The organism is Bradyrhizobium sp. 33ap4 (assembly GCF_032654765.1).
Lineage (GTDB): Bacteria > Pseudomonadota > Alphaproteobacteria > Rhizobiales > Xanthobacteraceae > Bradyrhizobium > Bradyrhizobium australafricanum.
This window is the reverse complement of sequence record NZ_JAUMTJ010000001.1, coordinates 26,262-48,583: the sequence shown is the minus strand read 5'-3', so window position 1 is coordinate 48,583 and position 22,322 is coordinate 26,262. Positions and strand designations below refer to the sequence as shown.

Below are 22,322 nucleotides of genomic sequence, written 5' to 3'. Positions count from 1 at the left end.
TTGATGCGACTGACCGGGGGTACGTCCGCACGGCTCGGTGCAAGCTGGGACGGCAGAGGCACCAATTTTGCGCTGTTCTCGGCGAATGCGGAGAAGGTGGAGCTGTGCCTGTTCGACGGCCAGGGCCGCCGCGAGCTCGAGCGGATCGAGATGCCGGAGCGCACCGAAGACGTCTGGCACTGCTATCTCAACGACGTCTCGCCGGGCCAGCTCTACGGCTATCGCGTCTACGGGCCCTACGCGCCGGAGCGCGGCCATCGCTTCAACGCCAACAAGCTGCTGCTCGACCCCTACGCCAAGCGGCTCGCCGGCCGGCTGGTATGGAGCGATGCGCATTTCGCCTACCGCACCGGCAGCGCGCGCGAGGACCTTTCGTTCGACCGGCGCGACAATGCCCGCGGCATGCCGAAGGCGGTCGTGGTCGACGAGACCTTCAACTGGGGCCGCCGCGAGATCCGGCCGCATATCCCCTGGGAAGACACCATCATCTACGAGGCCCACGTCAAGGGCCTGACGCAGAAGCGCGAGGACGTGCCGCCGAACCTGCGCGGCACCTATGGCGGCCTGTCGTCACCGGCGATGATCGCCCACCTCAAGCGGCTCGGCGTCACCACCATCGAGCTGTTGCCGATCCACGGCCTGATCGACGACCGTATCCTGGTCGAGAAGAAGCTGGCGAACTACTGGGGCTACAACACCATCGCCTTCTTCGCGCCGGAGGCACGCTACGCCCAGGACAATGCGCTCGATTCCTTCCGCACCACGGTGGCGCGGCTGCACGATGCCGGCATCGAGGTGCTGCTCGACGTGGTCTACAACCACACCGCCGAGGGCAACCATATGGGCCCGACGCTGTGCTTCCGCGGCATTGACAATGCCTCCTATTACTGGCTGAACCGCGAGAACCCGCGCTTCTACGACGACTTCACCGGCTGCGGCAGCTCGGTCAACCTCACCCATCCGCGCGTGCTGCAGATGGTGATGGATTCGCTGCGCTACTGGGTCGAGGTCTGCCATGTCGACGGCTTCCGCTTCGATCTCGCCACCACCCTGGCGCGCGGGCCGAACGGGTTCGATCGCAACCACCCCTTCCTCACCGCGATCCGCCAGGACCCGGTGCTGGCGACCGCCAAGATGGTCGCCGAGCCCTGGGACCTCGGTCTCGGCGGCTACCAGGTCGGCGCGTTTCCATCGCAATGGTCGGAATGGAATGACCGCTATCGCAGCGCGATGCGGCGCTACTGGAGCGGCGAAGGCAGCCTGATCGGCGACATCTCGGGCCGCATGACCGCATCCTCGGATTTGTTTCACCACGACAACCGCGCGACCCGCGCCAGCGTCAATCACATCACGGTGCATGACGGTTTCACGCTCGCCGATCTCTTCAGCTACAACGAGAAGCACAACGAGGCCAATGGCGAGGACAATCGCGACGGCTCCAACGACAATCACAGCAACAATTGCGGCCATGAGGGCCCGACCGACGATCCTGCCATCATCGCGCTGCGCCGCCAGCTGCGGAAGAATGCGTTGGCCTGCCTGTTGCTCGCACAGGGCACGCCGCTGATCCTCGCCGGCGACGAGGTCGCGAACACGCAAGGTGGCAACAACAACGCCTATTGCCAGGACAACGAGACCGGCTGGATCGGCTGGGAGAACCTCGGCACGGACGACGACGCCATCGATTTCATCGGCCACCTCACAGCACTGCGCCAGCGCTTCGGCCAGATCCGCTGCCAGCGCTGGCTCGACGGCCGGCGCACCGACGGCAGCTATGGCGTGCTCTGGCTGACGCCCGCGGCGGAAGAGATGAAGGAATCCGACTGGAAATTCCCCGAGAGCCGATTCCTCGCCTATGTGCTGGGGCCGATGGAACCAGGACAGGCGCCGATCTTTATCGTGCTCAATGCCGCACCGCAGGAGATCGTGTTCAGGATGCCGAGGATGGCGGAATACAGGAGCTGGCGGCAAGTCTTGAACACGACCAAGGCCGAGCAAACGGCTGAGCAATTCGCATCCGGCGCCGATACCAGGGCACCGCCGCGCTCGGTGCTGGCATTTGCAGGCTCCACATGAACAGACAACATTTCGGCGCCGAGCTGACATCTGACGGCACGCGCTTCCGGCTCTGGGCGCCGGCGGCCAAGCGCGTCGACCTGCTGATCGACAAACCGCATCCGCTCACGCGCGATGCAGCCGGCTGGTACGTCGCCGAGATCCCGGGCGCGCGCGCCGGCACGCGTTACAAATTCCGCATCGATGATGAGGTCGATGTGCCGGATCCCGCCTCCGCATTCCAGCCGGACGACGTGTTCGGCCCGAGCGAGGTGATCGACCACGCCGCCTTCAAGTGGCGCGCGATGGACTGGCGCGGCCGTCCCTGGCACGAGGCCGTCGTCCTCGAGGCCCATGTCGGCACCTTCACCCGAGAGGGCACCTATCGCGCCATGATCGACAAGCTCGATCATCTCGTGGCGACCGGCATCACCGCGCTCGAGCTGATGCCGCTGGCGGATTTCGCCGGGAAGCGCAACTGGGGCTATGACGGCGTGCTGTGGTACGCGCCCGACAGCGCCTACGGCCGGCCCGAGGACCTCAAGACCCTGATCGACGAAGCGCATCTGCGCGGGCTGATGGTGATGCTCGACGTGGTCTATAACCATTTCGGCCCCGAGGGGAATTATCTCGGCAGCTATGCGCCCTCCTTCTTCAGTGAGGCGCACACCCCGTGGGGCAGCGCGATCGATTATCGTGTGCCCGAGGTGCGCGCGTTTGCGATCGGCAGCGTGGTGAGCTGGCTGCGCGACTATCGCTTCGACGGGCTGCGGTTCGATGCGGTCAACACCATCGTCGAAGCCGGCGAAGTCTCCGTGCTCCATGACTTCAGCAATGCCGCCGGCAAGCTCGCCACCGAGACCGGCCGCTATATCAACCTCGTGCTCGAAAACGGCGACAACATTGCAAGCCTGCTCGATGCCGCCGAGGATCCGCCGCACGGCAAATTCCGCGGCCAGTGGAACGACGACTATCATCACGCCTGGCACGTGCTGCTGACCGGCGAGACCCAGGGCTATTATGGCGACTACCGGGCGCCGAAGCAGGACCTCGCACGCGCGCTGTCATCCGGCTACATCTACCAGGGCGAAGTCTCGGAGTTCTGGGGCGGCAAGGCGCGCGGCGAGCCGAGCGGCATGCTGTCGCCGACCTGCTTCATCAACTTCCTGCAGAACCACGACCAGATCGGCAACCGGCCGCTCGGCGATCGTCTCGTCAGCATTGCCCGGCCGGGGTCGGTCGCGGCGGCGCTGGCGGTAACGCTGATCGCGCCGACCACGCCGATGCTGTTCATGGGCGAGGAATGGGGCGCGACGACGCCCTTCCCGTTCTTCTGCGATTTCGAGGGCGAGCTCGCCAATGCCGTCCGCGCCGGACGACGCAAGGAGTTCGCCTGGGCCTATGCCAAATATGGCGACGACATTCCCGACCCGCTCGCCGACGAAACGGTGCGGTCGGCCGTGCTCGACTGGGCGGCGCTCGGCCATGATCCGGCGCGCGCGCGGCTTGCGCTGGTGCGCGACCTGCTCGCCGTTCGCCGGCAGGAGATCATGCCCCGGATCAAAGGGTGCCGTTTCGGCGATGCCATCGTGGCTGGCGACCTGTTGACGGCGCATTGGCAGATGGGCGACGGCAGCACGCTGCGGCTAACAGCCAATTTGTCCGCTCGCGACATCCCCGATGGACCGGAGCCGAAGGGAACTGCGATCTGGGGCGGCGCGTTGTCGAGCGACCTCCCCGGCTGGGCGGTGCGCTGGCACATCGGATAGCACAATGCCTCCGGCGATCCCGATCGCGACCTACCGTCTGCAACTCACTGCCGATTTTGACTTCGATGCCGCCGCCGGCGTTGCGCCGTATCTGAAGGCGCTCGGCATCAGCCATGTCTATGCGTCGCCCTTCATGAAGGCGCGCAAGGGCTCGACCCACGGCTATGACGTCGTCGACCACACCAAATTCAACCCGGAACTTGGTGGCGAGGACGGTTTTGCGCGGCTAAGCGACACATTGAAGCACCACGATCTCGGCCTGATCCTGGATTTCGTGCCGAACCATGTCGGCGTTCACTTCGCCGACAATCCGTGGTGGCTCGATGTGCTGGAATGGGGACCGGCGTCGCCGCACGCGGTCTCCTTCGACATCGACTGGGACCAGCTGCCCTATCGCGCGCGCGGCGGCGTGCTGTTGCCGATCCTCGGCTCGTCCTATGGCCAGGCGCTGGAGCGCGGCGACATCGAGCTGCGCTATGACGCGAACGAGGGCAGCTTCTCGGCCTGGTATTTCGAGCACCGCCTGCCGATCGCGCCGGAGCGCTATGGCGAGGTGCTGCGCACCATCGTCCGCGAGGCCGCGGCCGAAGACAGCCCGACCGGACGCGCGATGCTCGAGCTCGCCGCGCAATACCGGGCGCTGCGTCGCCCCAACCGCGTCGAAGCGCCGGCGCTGAAGGCGGCGATCAAGGCGATCGAGGGCGGCGCCGACGTCATCGCACGCGGCCTCGATGCCTATCGCGCCGGCGAGGACCGCCCGACCCAGACGCTGGCCCTGCATCATTTGCTGGAACGCCAGCACTACAAGCTCGGCCACTGGCGGCTGGCGTCCAGCGACATCAACTATCGCCGCTTCTTCGACGTCAACACGCTGGCCGGCCTCAGGGTCGAGGACGCCGCGACCTTCGAGGCGAGCCACAGCCTCGTGAAGCGGCTGATCGCCGAAGACCGGCTGCAGGGCCTGCGGCTCGACCATATCGACGGCCTGCGCGATCCCGCGCAATACTTCCAGCGGCTGCGCCGCCTGATCCGCTCCGCGCAGGGCGCGAAGGCCAGGCCGTTCTACATGGTGATCGAGAAGATCCTCGGCGAGGACGAGAAGCTGCCGAAATTCAGCGGCGTTCACGGCACCACCGGCTATGAATGGATGAACACGATCAGCCAGGCACTGGTCGACGGTCGCGGCCTCGATCCACTGAACGAGATCTGGCGCCAGATCAGCAACCAGTCGCCGAACCTGACGCCGGTGTTGCGCGAGGCCAAGCAACGCGTGCTGGAGACGCTACTCACCAGCGAATTCACCGTGCTGGCGCGGCTGCTTGCGCGCATTGCCAGCGGACACTACTCGACCCGCGACTTCTCCGGCGACAGTCTGCGGCAGGCGCTCGAGCTCTATGTGCTGCACTTTCCGGTCTATCGCACCTATCTGACCGCCTCCGGCCCCGCCGCGCATGACCGCACGCTGATCAGCGAGACCATCGAGCGCGCTCGCGCCGACTGGTTCGCCGCCGACGAGGGTATCTTCGATTTCCTGCGCGATGCCTTGACCATGGACCTTTTGCAGCCCGGCCGGCCGCCGCATGGCGCGCCGCGGGTGCGACGCTTCGCGCTGAAGGTGCAGCAATTCACCGGGCCGATGATGGCGAAGTCGCTGGAGGATACCGCCTTCTATCGCTATCACCGGCTGCTGGCGCTCAACGAGGTTGGCGGCGATCCGGCGGCGGGAGCGATCGCAGCGGAGGCCTTTCACGCCATGATGCAGGCCCGCGCCCGCGAATGGCCGCACGGCATGACGGCGACCGCGACCCACGACACCAAGCGCGGCGAGGACGCCCGCGCCCGCATCATGGCGCTTGCGGAAATCCCCGGCGAATGGACCAGCGCGGTGGCGCGCTGGAAGGTGCTGAATGCGCCGCATCTGGTGCTCGACGGCGAGATGCGCGCGCCATCGGCGACGTTCGAATACATGCTGTATCAGGCCCTGCTCGGCGCCTGGGATCCCGATGATGCGTCGCTCGCCGCCCGCATCCAGGCCTACGCGCTGAAGGCGGCGCGCGAGGGCAAGCAGGAAACCAGCTGGCTCAATCCGCACCAGCCTTACGAGGCCGGCGTGAAAGCCTTCATCGAGCGGATCCTCGATCGCAAGACCTCGCCGGAATTCCTCGATGCGCTGGGGACGCTGGCGCAGCGGACCGCGTTGATCGGCGCGCTGAATTCGCTCAGCCAGATCACGCTGAAGGCAACCATGCCGGGCGTGCCGGATTTCTACCAGGGCACCGAAAGCTGGGATCTTTCGCTGGTCGACCCGGACAACCGCCGCCCGGTCGACTTTACCGAACGGGCGGGAATGCTCGCCGCACTGGAGATGCCGGATTGGGATGCGCTGGCGCAAAACTGGCGCGACGGCCGCCTCAAATTCGCATGGACGCGGCATCTGCTCCGGCTCCGCAACGAGATGGCCGATGTGTTCACCAGCGGCGACTACATGCCGCTCGCGGTCAGCGGCCCGCACCGCGATCACGTCATTGCCTTCGCGCGGCGCCATGGCCGCGAGGCGGCCATCGTTGCGGTGGCAAGGTCATTCGCCCCGTTCACGCAGGGCGGCCGCAGCTGGCCGCGCCCCGAGGCTTTTGAAGGTGAAATCGACGCGGCTGGATATGCGCTCAGGGATGGCGCAACCCGGATTCAGCTCCCGGAACTGTTCGGCAATCTGCCGGTTGCCGTGCTCAAGACAAAGGTCGCGGGGACGAAACGCACCGCAAGGCCGGCCCGCTCGCACGCCTGACGTCCTGCGTCAGCGCTTGGTCAGCAGCAATTTCCCGCGCTTGCGGATCGCCACCTGCGCGACCTCGGCGAACCGTTGCAGCAGCCACGGCAGCGTCACCTCGACGCGCACATGGGCATCCTCGACATCGACATGCCCGGCCGCGACCTGCCCCAGCGCCCGGACGCGAAAGCTCATCCGGTTGTCGTCCCAGCGCTCCTCGTCGACGCTTATGACCGGCAGGTTCGCCGTCGCGCGCGACAGGCCCGTTTTCAAGCGGCGCATCGCCTCGTCGCGGCCGAGGCTATGGGGTATCGAAACGATCAGCGGCGCCGACATTGCGATGCACTCCTCCGTGGGTTTGGTTGATGTAGTTCTGTTCCAAGGCAAACGGAAGAACCACACAGGTTTATCACAGCGCCAACTCCGGAACCTTCACAGTTACGGGTTGTTTTCCTTCCCGAAGGGCAGAAACGAGACGAGCCCGCGGGGCTGAGGAGACGCTAGATGTCAATTGGAACGATCATTCTCATCATTCTGGTCATTGCGCTGCTTGGCGGCTTCAGCGGCATCGGCGGCGGACCGTTTTACGGCACCGGCTATTACGGCGGCGGCGGGCTCGGCCTGGTCGTCGTGATTCTGCTGATCCTGCTCCTGATGGGACGACTGTAGCCCTTGGTAGCGTTGCGTCCTGCCGATATCGACGGCCAGCATCACCCGCGAAAGCGGGTGGTGCTTCGTTGGACGGCGCTTACTTGGCCGCGAGCTTCTTCATCGCCGACTTGATCGACGACGCTGCGTCCTCGTAGCCATCCCAGGCCTTCGTCTTCGCGAGCAAGGCCGGCACGGTGCGCAGCGCGAATTTCTTCGGATCGAGATCACCGCGCAGCTGCGGCCAGGTCAGCGGCATCGACACTGTCGCCCCCGGACGCGCCCGCGGCGACAACACCGCGACCGCCGTCGACATCCTGTCGTTGCGCAAATAGTCAAGGAAGATCTTTCCCGTGCGCTTGGCCTTGGACATGTTGATCAGATAGCGCTCGGGATCGTCCTGCGCCATCCACTGGCAGACCGCCTGCGCGAACGCCTTGGCCTCCTTCCACGTCACCTTGTCCCTGCTGCCTGCGAGCAGCGGTGTGACGACGTGCAGACCTTTGCCGCCGGTGGTCTTGCAGAAGCTTTCGAGGCCGACCGCGGTCAGCCGTTGCCGCATGTCCTTGGCGGCGTCGATCACGTCGGTGAATGCAACATCGGGCGCGGGATCGAGATCGAACACCAGCCGGCCCGGCGTGTCATAGGCATCGGGCGCGCAATTCCAGGGATGCAGCTCGAGACCGCCGAGCTGCGCGACTGCTGCCAGGCCCTCGATCTGGTCGATCTGCAAATAGGGTTTACGGTCGCCCGAGACCTTCGCAAGCTTGAGCAGTTTTGATGTGCCGGCCATCGCATGACGCTGGAAGAAGGTCTCGCCCTTGATGCCGTCGGGCGCACGCACGATCGAGCACGGCCGGCCCTTGAGATAGGAGATCATCCATTCGCCGACCGCCTCGAAATAGTTCGCGAGGTCGAGCTTGGTCACCGGCTCGCCATCGCCCGCATCGGGCCACAGCGCCTTGTCCGGGTGCGAGATGACGACGCCCATCACCTCGCTGGACGCCTTCCCGGTGCCCTTCTTCGCCACGCCCTTGGCCATCGGCTTCACCACTTTGGTTACAACCGGCCGCTCGGCCTCGACCTCGTGCGCCGGCTTGTCCTGGCGCAGGCCCTTGAAGGCGGCCTGGCGGATATTGCCGGCGTCGGTCCAGCCGGCGAACTCGATCTCGGCGACCAGCTCCGGCTTGAGCCAGTGCACGTCGCGGGTCTTCTTCGGCGCGTCCTTGCCACCGAACGGGTTCTTGTCCGCCTCCGCCGCCTTCAGCGCCGGCATAATGCGGCGGACCGTGTCCTGGCCGAAGCCGGTGCCGACGATGCCGACAAACGCCAGATGATCGCCGCGATAGACGCCCGCCATCAGCGAGCGAAATTTGCCATTGGTGGTCTTCCAGCCGCCGAGCACCACCTCATGGCCGGCGCGGATTTTTGCCTTGGTCCAGTCGTCGGAGCGACTGGAACGGTAGGCGCCGTCGAGCCGTTTGGAGACGATGCCTTCGAGGCCGAGCTTGCGCGCGGATTCCAGCACCGCCTCGCCGCGCTGCTCGAAATGTTCGACATAGCGGATCAGAGGGTTCTTGCCCTTGCGCGCCGCGAGCAATTGCTTCAGCCGCGTCTTGCGCTCGGCGAGCGGCAGCGGGCGCAGGTCCTCGGTGCCGGCGAACAGCAGGTCGAACGCGTAGAAGATCAGCCGATCCGTCTTGCCGTCGGAGAGCGCGGCCTGCAGCGTCGAAAAATGCGGCGTGCCGTTCTTGTCGAGCGCGACGATCTCGCCATCGATCAGCGCGTCGGGCAGCTTCTCCGCCTCCTTCACGATCGCGCCGAACTTGGCGGTCCAGTCGAGCCCCTTGCGCGTCTTCAGCACGGCCTCGCCGTCTTCGACGCGGAGCTGCACGCGGTAACCGTCGAACTTGATCTCGTGGCACCAGCCCGTGCCATTGGGTGGAGACTCGACCGCGGCGCAGAGCTGCGGCGCGACGAAATCGGGCATCTCCGATACCTGCTTCGGTTTCGCCTGCCGCGTCACTTTCAGCCGCTCCTTGGGCGTCGGCGACTTGGTCCTGGCGCGCGCGTCCGCAGCCATGCCGTGGTTGGACTGCCAGACCGCGTCCGCTTTGGCCTTCCCGTTGCCCTTGGCCAGCATGAACGGCTTCGGCGCCCGGCCCTTGCCGGCCGCGATCTGCGCCATCGAGCGTCCGGAGGCGACCGAACGGTCCTCGTCGAGGATCTCCTCGCCGTTGCCGTCAACGGCATATTCGTCGCGGTGCTTGATCAGGAGCCAGTTGGTGCGCTTGCCGCCAAAGCGGTCGCCCTTCATCCGCACCAGCACCCAGCTGCCGTGCAGCTTGTCGCCCTCAAGCGTGAACTTCAGGTCGCCCTTCTTGAAGCCACGCTCGGGATCGTCCGATTCCCAGGTGCCGCGATCCCACAGTTGCACGGTGCCGCCGCCGTACTGGCCTTCGGGAATGGTGCCTTCGAAATCGCCATAGTCGAGCGGATGATCCTCGACCTCCACCGCCAGCCGCTTGTCATGCGGATCGAGCGAGGGCCCGCGCGTCACCGCCCAGGACTTGAAGACGCCGTCGAATTCGAGCCGCAGATCGTAATGCAACCGCGTCGCGTCGTGCTTCTGGATGACGAAGCGCCGCTGCTTGCTGGGTGCGACCTTGACGTCGCCCGACGGCTCGCTGGTCTTCTCGAAATCGCGCTTCTTGCGATAGGTGGACAGGTTTCTCAGCGACACAACAAACCTCGGCAAACCCTCGGCGCAAACGACGGCCGCCGCCTCCGTGCGGCCATCAGGAACCAAAACCCACGGTATCCGTTCAAGTTCCAAACTCAAGCTGTTTGGAGGCGATCATGGCCGCTCCCCGCGCCTACTGGAAAGGCACGCTCAAGCTCTCGCTGGTGTCATGCCCGGTGGCGCTCTACCCGGCCTCGACCGCGGTCGAGAAGACCCGCTTCCACATGATCAACCGGGAGACCGGCAACCGGCTGAAGCAGCAGATGGTCGATACCGAGACCGGCGACGTTGTCGAGGGCGATCAGAAGGGCCGCGGCTACGAGGTCAGCAAGGGCAAATATGTCGAGATCGAGAAGGACGAGCTCGAAGCGGTGCAGATCGAGAGCAACCATACCATCGACATCGACAGCTTCGTGCCCGAGGGCGAGATCGACAAGCGCTATCTCGACCACCCCTACTACATCAGGCCCGACGGCAAGGCCGGCGTCGACGCGTTCGCGGTGATCCGCGACGCCATGAAGGATCAGGACCGCGTCGCGCTGGCGCGGATCGTGCTGACCAACCGCGAGCATGTGATCGCGATCGAGCCGCTCGACAAGGGCATGCTCGGCACCACCTTGCGTTACCCCTACGAGCTGCGCGACGCCGACGATTATTTCGACGACATCAGGAGCCCGAAGGTCACGAAGGACATGATCGAGCTCGCCGGCCATATCCTCGACAGCAAGGCCGCGCATTTCGATCCGTCGAAATTCAAGGACGAGTACGAGACCGCGCTGAAGGCCCTGGTCCGCCGCAAGGCGGCCGGCAAGCCGATCAAGGCCGCCGAGCGCGAGGAGAAGCCAAGCAACGTCGTGAGCCTGATGGACGCGCTGCAGCAGAGCCTGAAAGGCGGCAAGAGCGGCGCAAGGCGCTCGCGCTCCACCGCGCGCCGCCCGACCCCGCATCGCCGCGCCGCCAAGAAGGCGCACCGGTCAAGCGCGCGGCGACGCAAGGCGGGATGAGATCTCTCGTCCTTGCGAGCGCAGCGAAGCAATCCATCTCTCCACATACGCGGAGGGATGGATTGCTTCGTCGCTACGCTCCTCGCAATGACGGATGGATGCAACTCGTCCGCTACTTCTTCTTCGAGCTCTTCCGCTTCTTGGCAGTCTTGCGCTTCTTCGCCGTCTTCTTCTTTGACGACTTCTTCGGCACTTTCCTGCCCTTGGCGCGTGCCTCGGACAAGCCGATCGCGATCGCCTGCTTGCGGCTCTTCACCTTCTTCTTGGAGCGGCCGCTGCGCAGCGTGCCTGCCTTGCGTTTCTTCATCGCGCCCTCGACATCGCCCGATGCCTTCCGCGAATATTTCCTTGCCATGGCTTGTCTCCCGCTAACGGAAAACAAGCCTCGATGGCAGCGAAAGTTCCGTTTGGTGTCGTCGGGCGACGGCACCAACGTAGCCCGCATGAGCGCAGCGACATGCGGGAGATGCCCCGGATATCGCTTCGCTCATCCGGGCTACATGTTAGTCCGCCGCGCGCAGCCGATAGCCGATGCCGGTCTCGGTCAGCACGAATTGCGGACGCTCCGGGTCGGCCTCGATCTTCTGGCGGAGCTGGCGCACATAGACGCGCAGATATTGCGCGTCGGTCAGTTCGTCCCACAATTCCTTCAAGAGGAAGCGGTGGGTCAGCACCTTGCCGGCATGCTGAACCAGCACGCGCAACAGGTCATATTCCTTCGGCGACAGCTTGATCTCTTTGTCGCCGACCTTGACGATCCGGCGCACCAGATCGACCGAAAGATCGCCGGAGCGAAACACCGGCCGCTCGCCCTGCACCTGCAACTGGTGCCGCAGCGCCGCGCGCAGCCGCGCCAGCAATTCGTCCATGCCGAACGGCTTGGTCAGGTAGTCGTCGGCGCCGAGATCGAGCGCCTGCACCTTGCCGGCCTCGTCGCCGCGGCTCGACAGCACCACGATCGGCACGCTCTCGTTGCGGCCGCGGATCATGCGCAAGAGGTCATGGCCCTGAATGTCGGGCAATCCGAGGTCGAGGATGATCAGCGCCGGTCCCTCACCCAGCATCTCCAGCGCCAGCTTGCCGTTGGATGCCTCGAGGATGTCATAGCCCTGCGTGCTCAGCCCCATCCGCAGCAACTTGCGGATCGGCGGCTCGTCGTCGATGACCAGGACCTTGATCGGCGTCGCGTTCATGCAGCAGTGTCCAGCGCGTTGGTGTCGGCAGGGATCGGCAGGCGGATGGTGATGACGGCGCCGCTGCGGTCGGCGCGGTTGGCCGCCGCGATCGTGCCGCGCATCGCCTCGACGAAGCCGCGCGAAATCGCAAGCCCGAGGCCGGTACCGGGACGGACATGGTCGCCCTTCTCGGCGCGATAGAATTTGTCGAACACGCTTTCGAGCTCGGCCGCGGGAATCCCGTTGCCTTCATCGAGGATCTGCAGCGCGATGGTGTCGCGATCGCGGGCGCCGCGGATCGAGATCGTGGTGTCCGACGGGGCGTATTTGGCAGCGTTGTCGAGCAGGTTGAACAGCACCTGCTCGAACAGCACGGCGTCGAGCTCCAGCATCGGCAGGTCGGCCGCGAGCTCCAGCGACACCCGGTGATGCACCAGGATCTTGCTCGCCCGCCGCAGCGCGCTGCCGACGATCTCGCCGACATCATGGCGCGCCGTGTTCGGCACGATCGCGCCGGATTCCAGCTTGGTCATGTCGAGCAGATTGGCGATGAACCGATTCAGCCGCTCGGACTCGTCGATCACGGTGGCGAGCAGATCGTGCTTCTGCGCATCGCTCAGGTTGGCGCCGAGGTCGCGCAGCGCCGAGGCCGAGCCGAGCACCGAGGCCAGCGGCGTCTTGAGATCGTGCGAGATCGAGGTCAGGAGCGCGCCGCGCAGCCGGTCGGATTCCACCGTGCGCTTGACGCGATCCATGTCCTCGACCAGCAGCACGCGCTCGATTGCGAGCGCGCCCTGATCGACCAGCGCGTCGAGCAGCCGGCGCTGGTCCGGCGTCAGCAAGGGCCCGGTGCGGTCGTCATCGATGCCGATCACGCCGATCGGGCCGCGGCCGGTGCGCATCGGCAGGAACAGTCGTTTGCCGCCCGGCAGCGTGTCGGAGCCGCGGCCGGCCGGGCGGTCGTTGCCCCAGGCCCAGTTGGCGGCGGCAAGATCGGCCTGGTCGAGCTGATCCTCCGGCGGATAGCCGCTCTTGACGGTCAGCATGCCGTCCTCCGGCAGCAGCAGCACCACGCGCACCTTGAGCATCAGCGCGATCTGGTAGGCGGTCGCCCACAGCACGTCGTCCAGTGTCGCGGTGCCGGCAAGCTTGCGGCTGAAGGCGTAGAGCGATTCGGTGGTGCGGACACGGCTGATCGCGGTGTCGGCCTGGGTGCGAACCCGCGCCGCGACGTTGGAGACCAGCAGCGCGATCAGCATGAAGAAGAAGAACGCCGCGACATTGGTCGGGTCAGTGATGGTGAAGGTATAGACCGGCGGCAGGAAGAAGAAATTGTAGCACAGCGAGGCCGCGACGCTCGCCAGCAGCGACGGCCCGAGGCCATAGCGCGCCGCGGCGCCGACCACGGCGGTGAGGAAGACCAGGTCGACATTCTCGATGCCGAAGAACGGCTGGATCAGCTTGGCCGCGCCGAGCCCGAGCGCCGCCAGCAGCAGCGCCATCAGATAGGGCCGCGGATTGAACGGCTCCTGCCGCTGCGCGGTCTGCACCGCCGCCTTGCCGACCGGCAGCTCGTCGCCGGCGATCACGTTGACGCTGATATTGCCGGCGCGGCGCACCAGATCGTGCACCACGGACCCATGCGTCAGCTCGAACCAGCGCGAGCGCGTCGACTTGCCGATGATGATCTGGGTGACGTTGTTGGCCTGGGCGAAATTGATGACGTCGTCGGCGATACGGCGGCCGACGCCGGGCAGCGTCAGCGCCTCGCCGCCGAGCGATTCCGCGAGCCGCATGGTGTCGGCCAGCCGGTCGCGCTGCTCGTCGGAAAGTTGCAGGCTGCGCCGCGTCTCGATGCTGACCGCGGTCCATTGCGCATGCAGCCGGTCGGCGAGGCGCTTGGTGTAGCGCACGAGGCCGGCCGCGCGCGGATCCTCGCTCAGGCAGACCAGGATGCGCTCGCCGGCGGCCCAGGGTCCGGCAATCGCATTGGCCTGCATGTGGTTGAGCAGCTGCTCGTCGACCCGCTCGGCCGTGCGGCGCAGCGCCAGCTCGCGCAGCGCGGTGAGATTGCCGGGCGAGAAATAGTGTTCCAGCGCCCGCTCGGCCTGCTTGGGCACATAGACCTTGCCCTCCTTCAGCCGCTGGATCAGGTCGTCGGGCGTCAGGTCGATCAGCTCGATGGCATCGGCGCGATCGACCACCGAGTCCGGCACCGTCTCGCGCACCCGTACATGGGTGATCTGCGCGACGACGTCGTTGAGGCTCTCGATGTGCTGGATGTTGATCGCGGTATAGACGTCGATGCCGTGCGACAGCAGCTCCTCGACGTCGAGATAGCGCTTGGGATGCCGGCTGCCCGGCGCGTTGGTATGGGCGAGCTCGTCGACCAGCGCGAGCTGCGGCCGCCGCGCGATCAATGCATCGAGGTCCATCTCCTCTAGCGTCTGGTCGCGATAGGTCAGCCGCTTCCGCGGCAGCACCTCGAGACCCCTGAGCAGCGTCTCGGTCTCGACCCGACCGTGGGTTTCGACGACGCCGACCACGACGTCGACGCCCGCCTTCAGGCGGGCGTGGGCGCTCGAGAGCATCTCGTAGGTCTTGCCGACGCCGGGGGCGGCGCCGATGAAGATCTTCAGCCGTCCCGATCGATCGGTCTCCCGGCGCGCCGCCTCCAGCAGCGCATCCGGCGAGGGTCGTTTGTCAGGGTCGCGCTGATTGGCCATACCGCAATATAGTCATCCTGCGAGGGGCAGCCTACTCTCCTATTTTGGCTTTGCCGCGTCGAGCGCCAGGTTGAGCGCAAGAACGTTAACACGGGGCTCGCCGATCACGCCGGCGAAGCGGCCCTGCGTGGTCTGCGTCACCAGCTCACGCACTGCGTCCTCGGACATGCTGCGCGCTTTGGCGACCCGCGGCACCTGGAACAGCGCGGCGTCCGGCGAGATATCCGGATCGAGCCCGCTGCCCGACGTGGTCACAAGATCGACCGGCACGCTGGCGGACGGGTTCTCCGCCTTCAGCTTCTCGACATCCTCCTTGACCCGGTCGTTCAGCGCCTTGCTGGTCGGGCCGAGGTTGGAGCCGCCGGAATTGGCCGCGTTGTAGGCCGCCGGCACTGTCTTCGTGGAGTCGTTCGGATCGGGCGCGACCGTCGCCGACGGCCGGCCATGGAAGTATTTATCTTCCTTGAACTCCTGCCCGATCAGGGCGGAGCCGATCACCTTGCCGCCCTGCTCGATCAGGCTGCCTTGCGCCTGGCGCGGGAAGATGACGCCGGCGATGCCGGTGATGGCGAGCGGATAGGCAAGGCCCGTGATCGCGGTCAGCAGGACCAGCACGAGGATGGCGGGGCGGATTTCTTTCAGCATGACTGGTCTCCTAAATCTCTTTCGTCATCGCGAGCGAAGCGAAGCAATCCATGGATCGGCATAACGGATGGATGGATTGCTTCGTCGCTTCGCTCCTCGCAATGACGTTGTGGTTAAGCCAGGCCCAAGGCGGCGACGACGAGGTCGATCGCCTTGATGCCGATGAACGGGATGACGATGCCGCCGAGACCGTAGATCATCAGGTTACGGCCGAGCAGCGCGCCGGCACCCACCGCGCGATACTTGACGCCCTTCAGCGCCAAGGGAATCAGCGCGATGATGATCAGCGCATTGAAGATGATCGCCGACAGGATCGCGCTTTGCGGACTCGCCAGGTGCATCACGTTCAACACCTGAAGCTGCGGATAGAACGCGAGGAACATCGCCGGGATGATCGCAAAGTACTTCGCGACGTCGTTGGCGATCGAGAACGTGGTCAGCGCGCCGCGGGTCATCAGCAGCTGCTTGCCGATCTCGACCACCTCGATCAGCTTGGTCGGGTTGGAATCGAGGTCGACCATGTTGCCGGCCTCGCGGGCGGCCTGCGTGCCGGTGTTCATGGCGACGCCGACATCGGCCTGCGCCAGCGCCGGCGCGTCGTTGGTGCCGTCGCCGCACATCGCGACCAGCTTGCCCTTGGATTGCTCGTCGCGGATCAGCTTGAGCTTGTCCTCGGGGGTTGCCTGCGCCAGGAAGTCGTCGACGCCGGCCTCGGCCGCGATCGCGGCCGCGGTCATCGGGTTGTCGCCGGTGATCATCACGGTGCGGATGCCCATGCGGCGCAGTTCGGCAAAGCGCTCGCGGATACCGCCCTTGACGATGTCCTTCAGGTGCACGACGCCGAGCAGCTTGCCGTCCTTGGCAACGGCCAGCGGCGTGCCGCCGGCCTTTGCGATCTCGTCGGCGATCGACTGGATCTCGCGCGCTTCGGCGCTCATTGTCGCCGCGACCGCGCGGACGGTGTTGCCCGAGGCGACGGTGCGGGGCGAGCCGCCGTCGACATAGGCAAGGATCGCGTCCACCGCGCCCTTGCGGACCGACGACGTGCCGGCATCGATGCCGCTCATGCGGGTCTGCGCGGTGAACGGCACGAAGGTCGCGGCAAGCTCATGCATGTCGCGTCCGCGGATGCCGTATTTCTCCTTGGCGAGCACCACGATCGAGCGGCCTTCCGGCGTCTCGTCGGTCAGCGAGGCGAGCTGCGCCGCATCGGCGAGGTCCTGCTCGGCGACGCCGCGGATCGGACGGAACGCGGTCGCCTGGCGGTTGCCGAGCGTGATGGTGCCGGTCTTGTCCAGCAGCAGCGTATCGACGTCGCCGGCAGCTTCCACCGCGCGGCCGGACATCGCCAGAACGTTGAAGCGCACCAGGCGGTCCATGCCGGCGATGCCGATCGCCGATAATAGCGCGCCGATCGTGGTCGGGATCAGCGTCACGAACAGCGCCACCAGCACCACGACCGAAATCGAGCCGCCGGCATAGGCCGCATAGCTCGGGATCGTCACCGTCGCGAACACGAAGATGATGGTGAGGCCGGCCAGCAGGATGTTGAGCGCGATCTCGTTCGGCGTCTTCTGCCGCTCGGCGCCCTCCACCAGCTTGATCATGCGGTCGATGAAGGTCGAGCCCTGGGCTGCGGTGATGCGGACACGGATCCAGTCCGACAGCACCTGGGTGCCGCCGGTGACCGCGGAACGGTCGCCGCCGGACTCGCGGATCACGGGCGCGGATTCACCCGTGATCGCGGCTTCATTGACCGAGGCCACGCCTTCGATCACCTCGCCGTCGGACGGGATGTTGTCGCCGGCCTCGACCAGCACGACGTCGCCGACCTTCAGCGAGGTGCCGGGCACCATGCGATAGGTCCGGTCGGTGCCGGTGAGCAGCTTGGCCTGGCTCGCGGTGCGGGTCTTTTTCAGCGATTCCGCCTGCGCCTTGCCGCGGCCTTCGGCAACGGCCTCGGCGAAGTTGGCGAACAGCACCGTGAACCAGAGCCAGAGGATAATCTGGAAGGTGAAGCCGAGATTGGCGCTGCCGGTGACGAGGTCGCGGACGAAGATCACCGTGGTCAACGCGGCCACGACCTCGACCACGAACATCACGGGGTTCTTCGCCATCAGCCTAGGATCGAGCTTGACGAAGGCCGAGCGGATCGCCGGCACCAGGATCTTCGGGTCGAACATGGTCGACGCCGTCACCTGCTTTTGCAGTCTTGTGGTTTCCATGGTTGTCACTCCGGACAATTCGATCAGAACAGGGTGTTGGCGTTCATGGCGAGGTGCTCGACGATCGGCCCGAGCGCCAGCGCCGGGAAGAAGGTGAGACCGCCGATGATCAGGATCACGCCGATGACGAGGCCGACGAACAGCCCGCCGGTGGTCGGGAAGGTGCCCGCCGAGGCCGGGATCGACTTCTTCTCGACCAGCGAACCTGCAATGGCCATCGCCGGCACGATCATGAAGAAGCGGCCGACGAACATCGCGGAGGCGAGCGTCAGATTGTAGAACAGGGTGTTGCCGGTGAGGCCCGCGAAGGCCGAGCCGTTGTTGCCGGTCGCCGAGGTGAACGCGTACAGCACCTCGGTGAAGCCGTGCGGGCCGGAGTTCGCCATCGAGGCCACCGCCGACGGCAGTACCACGCCGACCGCGGTCCAGCCGAGATACATCAGCGGCAGCACCAGGATCGCGAGCATCGCCATCTTGACCTCGCGCGCCTCGATCTTCTTGCCGACATATTCCGGAGTGCGGCCGACCATCAGGCCGGCGACGAAGATCGCCAGCACGACGAACAGCAACATGCCGTAGAAGCCGGCGCCGACGCCGCCGATGATGACCTCGCCGAGCTGCATGTTGATCAGCGGGATCATGCCGCCGAGCGCGGTGAAGCTGTCATGCATGGCATTGACCGCGCCGCAGGAGGCGGCAGTCGTGACGACGGCGAACAGCGAGGACGCGACGATGCCGAAGCGGACCTCCTTGCCCTCCATGTTGCCGCCGGTGAGACCGAGCGCGTGCAGCGCCGAGGTGCCGTTGGCTTCCGCCCAGTAGGTGACGGTGACGCCGGCGACGAACAGGATGCCCATCACGGCGAAGATCGCCCAGCCCTGGCGCTCGTTGCCGACCATGCGGCCGAACACGTTGGTCATGGCGGCGCCGAGTGCGAAGATCGAGACCATCTGCACGAGGTTCGACAGCGCGGTCGGATTCTCGAACGGATGCGCGGCGTTGGCGTTGAAGAAGCCGCCGCCATTGGTGCCGAGCATCTTGATCGCGACCTGCGAGGCCACGGGCCCGAGCGCGATGGTCTGCTTGCCGCCCTCCAGCGTGGTGGCGTCGACATAAGCGCCGAGCGTCTGCGGCATGCCCTGCCAGACCAGGAACAGCGCGTAGACGACGCAGATCGGCAGCAGCACGTAGAGCGTGCAGCGCGTGACATCGACCCAGAAATTGCCGACGGTGCGCATCGACGAGCGGGTGAAGCCGCGGATCAGCGCCATCGCCAGCGCGATGCCGGTCGCCGCCGACAGGAAATTCTGGTGGGTGAGGCCGACCATCTGGACCAGATAGGACAGCGTGCTCTCGCCGCCGTAGTTCTGCCAGTTGGTGTTGGTGATGAAGGAGATCGCGGTGTTGAAGGAAAGGTCCTCGGCGACCGCCGACTGTCCGGCCGGGTTGAACGGCAGCACCGCCTGCAGCCGCATCAGGCCGTAGATGATGGCGAAGCCGCCGACATGGAACAGCAGCATGGCGACCGTATAGGTCAGCCAGTGCTGCTCGCGCCGCTCGTCGACGCCGCCGACCCAGTAGATGCCGCGCTCGACCGGGCGCAGCACGGGCGACAGGAAGGTGCGCTCGCCGTTGAACACGCGGGTCATGTACCAGCCGAGCGGTTTGACCAGCGCGGCAACGATCGCGCAGAACAGAATAATTTGAATCCAGCCGATGACGGTCATTGCGTCAAACCTTTCGAATGGGAGCGAAGCGCAGCATCGACGCGAACAAGCCGAGCAACAGCCCGGTCAGCATCGCGTCGGCTAACAGAATTGTGCAAAGCGCTGACATCGCGGGCCGCCTAGAAGCGTTCGGGCCGCAGCAATGCGTAAGTGAGGTAGAACAGCAGGCCGAGCGAGACGAGGCCGGCGAGCGAGTAATCGAAGATCATCGCCGCCTCCGTTACAGCCGTTCGCAGGCGTAGGCGTAGCCGATGCCGGCCGCGAAGAAGCCGATCGCAAGCGCCGCCATGAGAATGTCCATCATGCGAGACTCCTATGCGTCACAGGGCGCGGGCCATTGCATAGGCGTCCCGCGCCGGATGGCCGTGAGGTGCCATCCGGGGCATAGGTTTTCGAGAGGTGGCGAGTAAGGACGTTATAGGAATCCTATAAGTGCCACGAGCTGCGCAGCCGTCGTCCCGGCGAAGGCCGGGACCCATAACCACAGGGCCGAGTTTTGCGATGGCTGGGGCCCCAACCTCATCTCACAAGCAGATTCGGTGGTAATGGGTCCCCTGGCTTTCGCCAGGACGACAGCTTGGTCTTTATGGAATCCCTATATCTGCGTCCCCCGCCTCATCTCGTTTTCAAATGGCGGTCCGGCCATTTTTGGCTTGCGGCCAATACCCTGGGCCGCGCAAGACGAGATGACGCCATGTCAGTGCTTTCCCAGAACACCTCCATCGATCTCGGCGAACGGCTGCGCGACGCCTATGCGGTGACAGCCGAATTCATGGCCGACATCATCAGCCAGACCTGCCGGCGCTTTCCCTCGGTCGGACAGAGCGGCAAGACCCGCCAGGTCGAGCGGCTGATCCAGTCGGGCGCCTGGACCGACGCCGCGATCGCGCTGCTCGATCTGGAACTGCCGCAATGGCAGATCCGCCGCCTGGTCTATGACGAGGGCGAGTGGCACTGTGCGTTGTCGCGCGAACGCGAGCTGCCGGACTGGCTCGACCAGTCGATCGAGACCCACCACACCGATCTTGCACTCGCGATCCTCAGCGCCTTCGTGGAGGCGCAGCGCATCTCGACGCCCGATAGCCGAACCAGCGTGCCGACCGTCCGTCGCGACACGCGCGCGCTGTACGAGCCGCTGTTCGTCGACAATATCGGCTGACGGCGGCGCGGCCGTGGACACCAAACAACTGCCGCGGCAGCTGCAGTCGGTCCAGGTCATGGTCCGCTTCGGCTTCCGGCTCGCCATCATGATCGGCTTTGCCGTGTTCGCCGGCGCCGGCTTCGGCAAGGGCCTCGTCACGCTGTTGTGGATGTCGGCCGTGATCTGCGCCTTCGCCGGGATCGCCAAGCGCGAAATGCCGTTTGCCGCAAACCTCAATCACTGGGACGAGATGACCGCCTATGTCGCGCTGTGCGCGCTCGGCACCGGCATCGTCCAGCGCCTCTAGACCATCCTCACAAATCCTATGCCGCTCCTATGAAGTCGCTGCTCGCACGCGCTCGATTTCATATCCCGCAAATCAGACATTGATCGCGTGACCGTGACTGAAGCGTTTTCGAGCGAGCCGGATACCGGTTCGCGCGAGGAAAACGCGTCAGAAACAAAAAGAAGGACCACCACCGTGAAACTCGTCGAACCTCCCTCGTGTAGCGCCGCGTCCACCGTCGTCTTCATCGGCCGCAACCATCGCGGCCAGTGGGTCGCCCAGCAACAGAACGGCCTCTATGGCGGCCTGTTCGTCAACCGCGCCCAGGCCGTCAAATACGCGCTGTTCGAAAACGGCCAGCATCCTGAAATGATCGTCGAGCTGTCGCGTGAAATCGAGCTCGATATGCGCGGCGAGACCGCGAGCTTTCCCGCAATCCGCGTGGCGTGAGCCACCCATGACTTGACAAACATGACCTGGCAAACGGCTGCGAAAGCCGACACGGCCGGATGGCTGTCGGGCTTCATCCCCGATCTTCCGACCCCCTTCAACCATCGGGGCGAGATCGACGCGGAGGCGTTCGGCCGGCTGTGCGAGCGCCAGATCGCGGCCGGCGTCACCGCGCTGGTGGTCGGCGAGACCGCAGGTGAAAGCGCGACGCTGCAGCCCGCGGAACGTGCGCAGCTGGTCCGGATCGCGGCCGGCGTCGCGCGCAAGCGGGTTCGCATCATCGCCGGCGCCGGATCGAACGCGACCGACCGCGCCGTCACATTCACCCGGGCCGCGGAAGCGGCCGGCGCCGATGCCGTCATGTCGGTCGTACCCTATTACAACAAGCCGATGCCACGGGGCACGGCGGCGCATTTCCACGCGGTCGCCGCGGCCACCACGCTGCCTGTCATCCTGCACGACATTCCGTCGCGCACGGTCAAGGGCCTTGCCGACGAGACCCTGCTCGAGCTCGCCGCATCGCCACGCTTCGTGGGATTGCGCGACGGCAGCGGTGACGTTGCCCGGCTGGCGCGCCTGCGCTCACGCCTGCCGGCGACATTCCGGATGCTGACCGGCGACGACGCCTCCTCGTTAGCCTGGCTCGCCGCCGGTGGCGATGGCTGCATCTCGGTCGTGACAAACGTCGCGCCCGATCTGTACGTGGCCGTTCACAGGCATTTCCGCGAGGGACGGTTGTATCAGGCGCGGGAGTTGCACCAGCGGCTGGTGCCGCTTGCGACCTTGCTGGAGCGCGAGCATCCCGCCGCATTGAAGTTCGCGCTGTCGCTTCTGGGATTCATGCAGCCGGCGACGCGACTGCCGATCGTGCAATTGAACGGGTCGGCAAAGGCCGAGGTCTCGCAGGCGATGGCTGAGCTTGCCGACGAGTACCTCGCAGCCGCGCATTGAGATTTGCCGA

The 22,322-nt window shown here is 65.7% G+C and carries 18 protein-coding genes; 9 read left to right on the top strand and 9 right to left on the bottom strand.

Going from position 1 to position 22,322, the window contains the following annotated elements:
- Nucleotides 1–3: 3 nt before the first annotated feature.
- The 3 genes from glgX to treY are packed head-to-tail and all read left to right on the top strand — an operon-like array spanning nt 4 to nt 6,609.
- Nucleotides 4–2,076 carry a glycogen debranching protein GlgX gene (gene glgX / locus Q2M23_RS00195; protein WP_253639012.1) on the top strand — a complete coding sequence of 691 codons (2,073 nt, stop codon included), beginning with the start codon at nt 4–6 and terminating at the stop codon, nt 2,074–2,076.
- Nucleotides 2,073–3,824: a malto-oligosyltrehalose trehalohydrolase gene (gene treZ / locus Q2M23_RS00190; RefSeq protein ID WP_316393633.1), complete on the top strand. Its 1,752-nt coding sequence runs from the start codon at nt 2,073–2,075 to the stop codon at nt 3,822–3,824. Before glgX ends, treZ begins: the two co-directional genes overlap by 4 nt.
- Nucleotides 3,825–3,828: 4 nt before the next feature.
- Nucleotides 3,829–6,609 carry a malto-oligosyltrehalose synthase gene (treY, locus tag Q2M23_RS00185; RefSeq protein WP_316393632.1) on the top strand — a complete coding sequence of 927 codons (2,781 nt, stop codon included), beginning with the start codon at nt 3,829–3,831 and terminating at the stop codon, nt 6,607–6,609.
- Between the two features lie 9 nt (nt 6,610–6,618).
- On the opposite strand, the gene Q2M23_RS00180 is transcribed toward treY, so the two are convergent.
- Nucleotides 6,619–6,927: a polyhydroxyalkanoic acid system family protein gene (locus tag Q2M23_RS00180; RefSeq protein WP_316393631.1), complete on the bottom strand. Its 309-nt coding sequence runs from the start codon at nt 6,925–6,927 to the stop codon at nt 6,619–6,621.
- A 168-nt stretch (nt 6,928–7,095) separates the two neighbouring features.
- On the opposite strand from Q2M23_RS00180, the gene Q2M23_RS00175 reads away from it, so the two are divergent.
- Entirely contained in the window at nt 7,096–7,260 is a 165-nt protein-coding gene (locus Q2M23_RS00175) for a DUF3309 family protein (protein ID WP_076823921.1), read from the top strand.
- A 79-nt stretch (nt 7,261–7,339) separates the two neighbouring features.
- Here the strand turns inward: Q2M23_RS00175 and ligD are convergent, their stop codons facing one another.
- Nucleotides 7,340–9,982, bottom strand: coding sequence for a DNA ligase D (ligD, locus tag Q2M23_RS00170; protein ID WP_316393630.1), 2,643 nt, complete (start codon nt 9,980–9,982; stop codon nt 7,340–7,342).
- Between the two features lie 116 nt (nt 9,983–10,098).
- Here ligD and Q2M23_RS00165 point away from each other — a divergent pair, with 116 nt between their 5' ends.
- Nucleotides 10,099–10,986 carry a Ku protein gene (locus Q2M23_RS00165; RefSeq protein ID WP_057015087.1) on the top strand — a complete coding sequence of 296 codons (888 nt, stop codon included), beginning with the start codon at nt 10,099–10,101 and terminating at the stop codon, nt 10,984–10,986.
- A 112-nt stretch (nt 10,987–11,098) separates the two neighbouring features.
- Here the strand turns inward: Q2M23_RS00165 and Q2M23_RS00160 are convergent, their stop codons facing one another.
- The 7 genes from Q2M23_RS00160 to Q2M23_RS00130 all read right to left on the bottom strand — a co-directional run bounded on the left by Q2M23_RS00160 (nt 11,099) and on the right by Q2M23_RS00130 (nt 19,693).
- Nucleotides 11,099–11,341, bottom strand: coding sequence for a DUF6496 domain-containing protein (locus tag Q2M23_RS00160; RefSeq protein WP_316393629.1), 243 nt, complete (start codon nt 11,339–11,341; stop codon nt 11,099–11,101).
- Between the two features lie 148 nt (nt 11,342–11,489).
- Nucleotides 11,490–12,179 (bottom strand): response regulator, encoded by a 690-nt coding sequence (locus tag Q2M23_RS00155; RefSeq protein WP_057014875.1) that lies wholly within the window; start codon nt 12,177–12,179, stop codon nt 11,490–11,492.
- Nucleotides 12,176–14,887, bottom strand: coding sequence for a sensor histidine kinase (locus Q2M23_RS00150; RefSeq protein WP_076823914.1), 2,712 nt, complete (start codon nt 14,885–14,887; stop codon nt 12,176–12,178). Before Q2M23_RS00150 ends, Q2M23_RS00155 begins: the two co-directional genes overlap by 4 nt.
- Nucleotides 14,888–14,926: 39 nt before the next feature.
- Nucleotides 14,927–15,532, bottom strand: a complete 606-nt coding sequence (locus Q2M23_RS00145) for a K(+)-transporting ATPase subunit C (RefSeq protein WP_316393628.1) — start codon at nt 15,530–15,532, stop codon at nt 14,927–14,929.
- Nucleotides 15,533–15,645: 113 nt separating this feature from the next.
- Entirely contained in the window at nt 15,646–17,757 is a 2,112-nt protein-coding gene (kdpB, locus tag Q2M23_RS00140; RefSeq protein ID WP_316393627.1) for a potassium-transporting ATPase subunit KdpB, read from the bottom strand.
- Nucleotides 17,758–17,780: 23 nt separating this feature from the next.
- Entirely contained in the window at nt 17,781–19,484 is a 1,704-nt protein-coding gene (kdpA, locus tag Q2M23_RS00135; protein ID WP_157345482.1) for a potassium-transporting ATPase subunit KdpA, read from the bottom strand.
- Nucleotides 19,485–19,603: 119 nt separating this feature from the next.
- The gene (locus Q2M23_RS00130; RefSeq protein WP_016846764.1) at nt 19,604–19,693 is read right to left on the bottom strand and encodes a K(+)-transporting ATPase subunit F; all 90 of its coding nucleotides are present in this window, start codon (nt 19,691–19,693) and stop codon (nt 19,604–19,606) included.
- Nucleotides 19,694–20,178: 485 nt separating this feature from the next.
- Between Q2M23_RS00130 and Q2M23_RS00125 the strand changes: the two genes are divergently transcribed.
- The 4 genes from Q2M23_RS00125 (at nt 20,179) to dapA (ending at nt 22,312) form a co-directional block, all read left to right on the top strand.
- On the top strand, nt 20,179–20,643 hold the full coding sequence (locus Q2M23_RS00125; protein ID WP_229189644.1) for a hypothetical protein: 465 nt from the start codon (nt 20,179–20,181) through the stop codon (nt 20,641–20,643).
- A 13-nt stretch (nt 20,644–20,656) separates the two neighbouring features.
- The gene (locus tag Q2M23_RS00120; RefSeq protein WP_028332704.1) at nt 20,657–20,932 is read left to right on the top strand and encodes a hypothetical protein; all 276 of its coding nucleotides are present in this window, start codon (nt 20,657–20,659) and stop codon (nt 20,930–20,932) included.
- A gap of 174 nt (nt 20,933–21,106) precedes the next feature.
- On the top strand, nt 21,107–21,361 hold the full coding sequence (locus Q2M23_RS00115) for a hypothetical protein (protein WP_057015086.1): 255 nt from the start codon (nt 21,107–21,109) through the stop codon (nt 21,359–21,361).
- Between the two features lie 21 nt (nt 21,362–21,382).
- Nucleotides 21,383–22,312 carry a 4-hydroxy-tetrahydrodipicolinate synthase gene (gene dapA, locus Q2M23_RS00110; protein ID WP_316393626.1) on the top strand — a complete coding sequence of 310 codons (930 nt, stop codon included), beginning with the start codon at nt 21,383–21,385 and terminating at the stop codon, nt 22,310–22,312.
- Nucleotides 22,313–22,322: the final 10 nt, after the last annotated feature.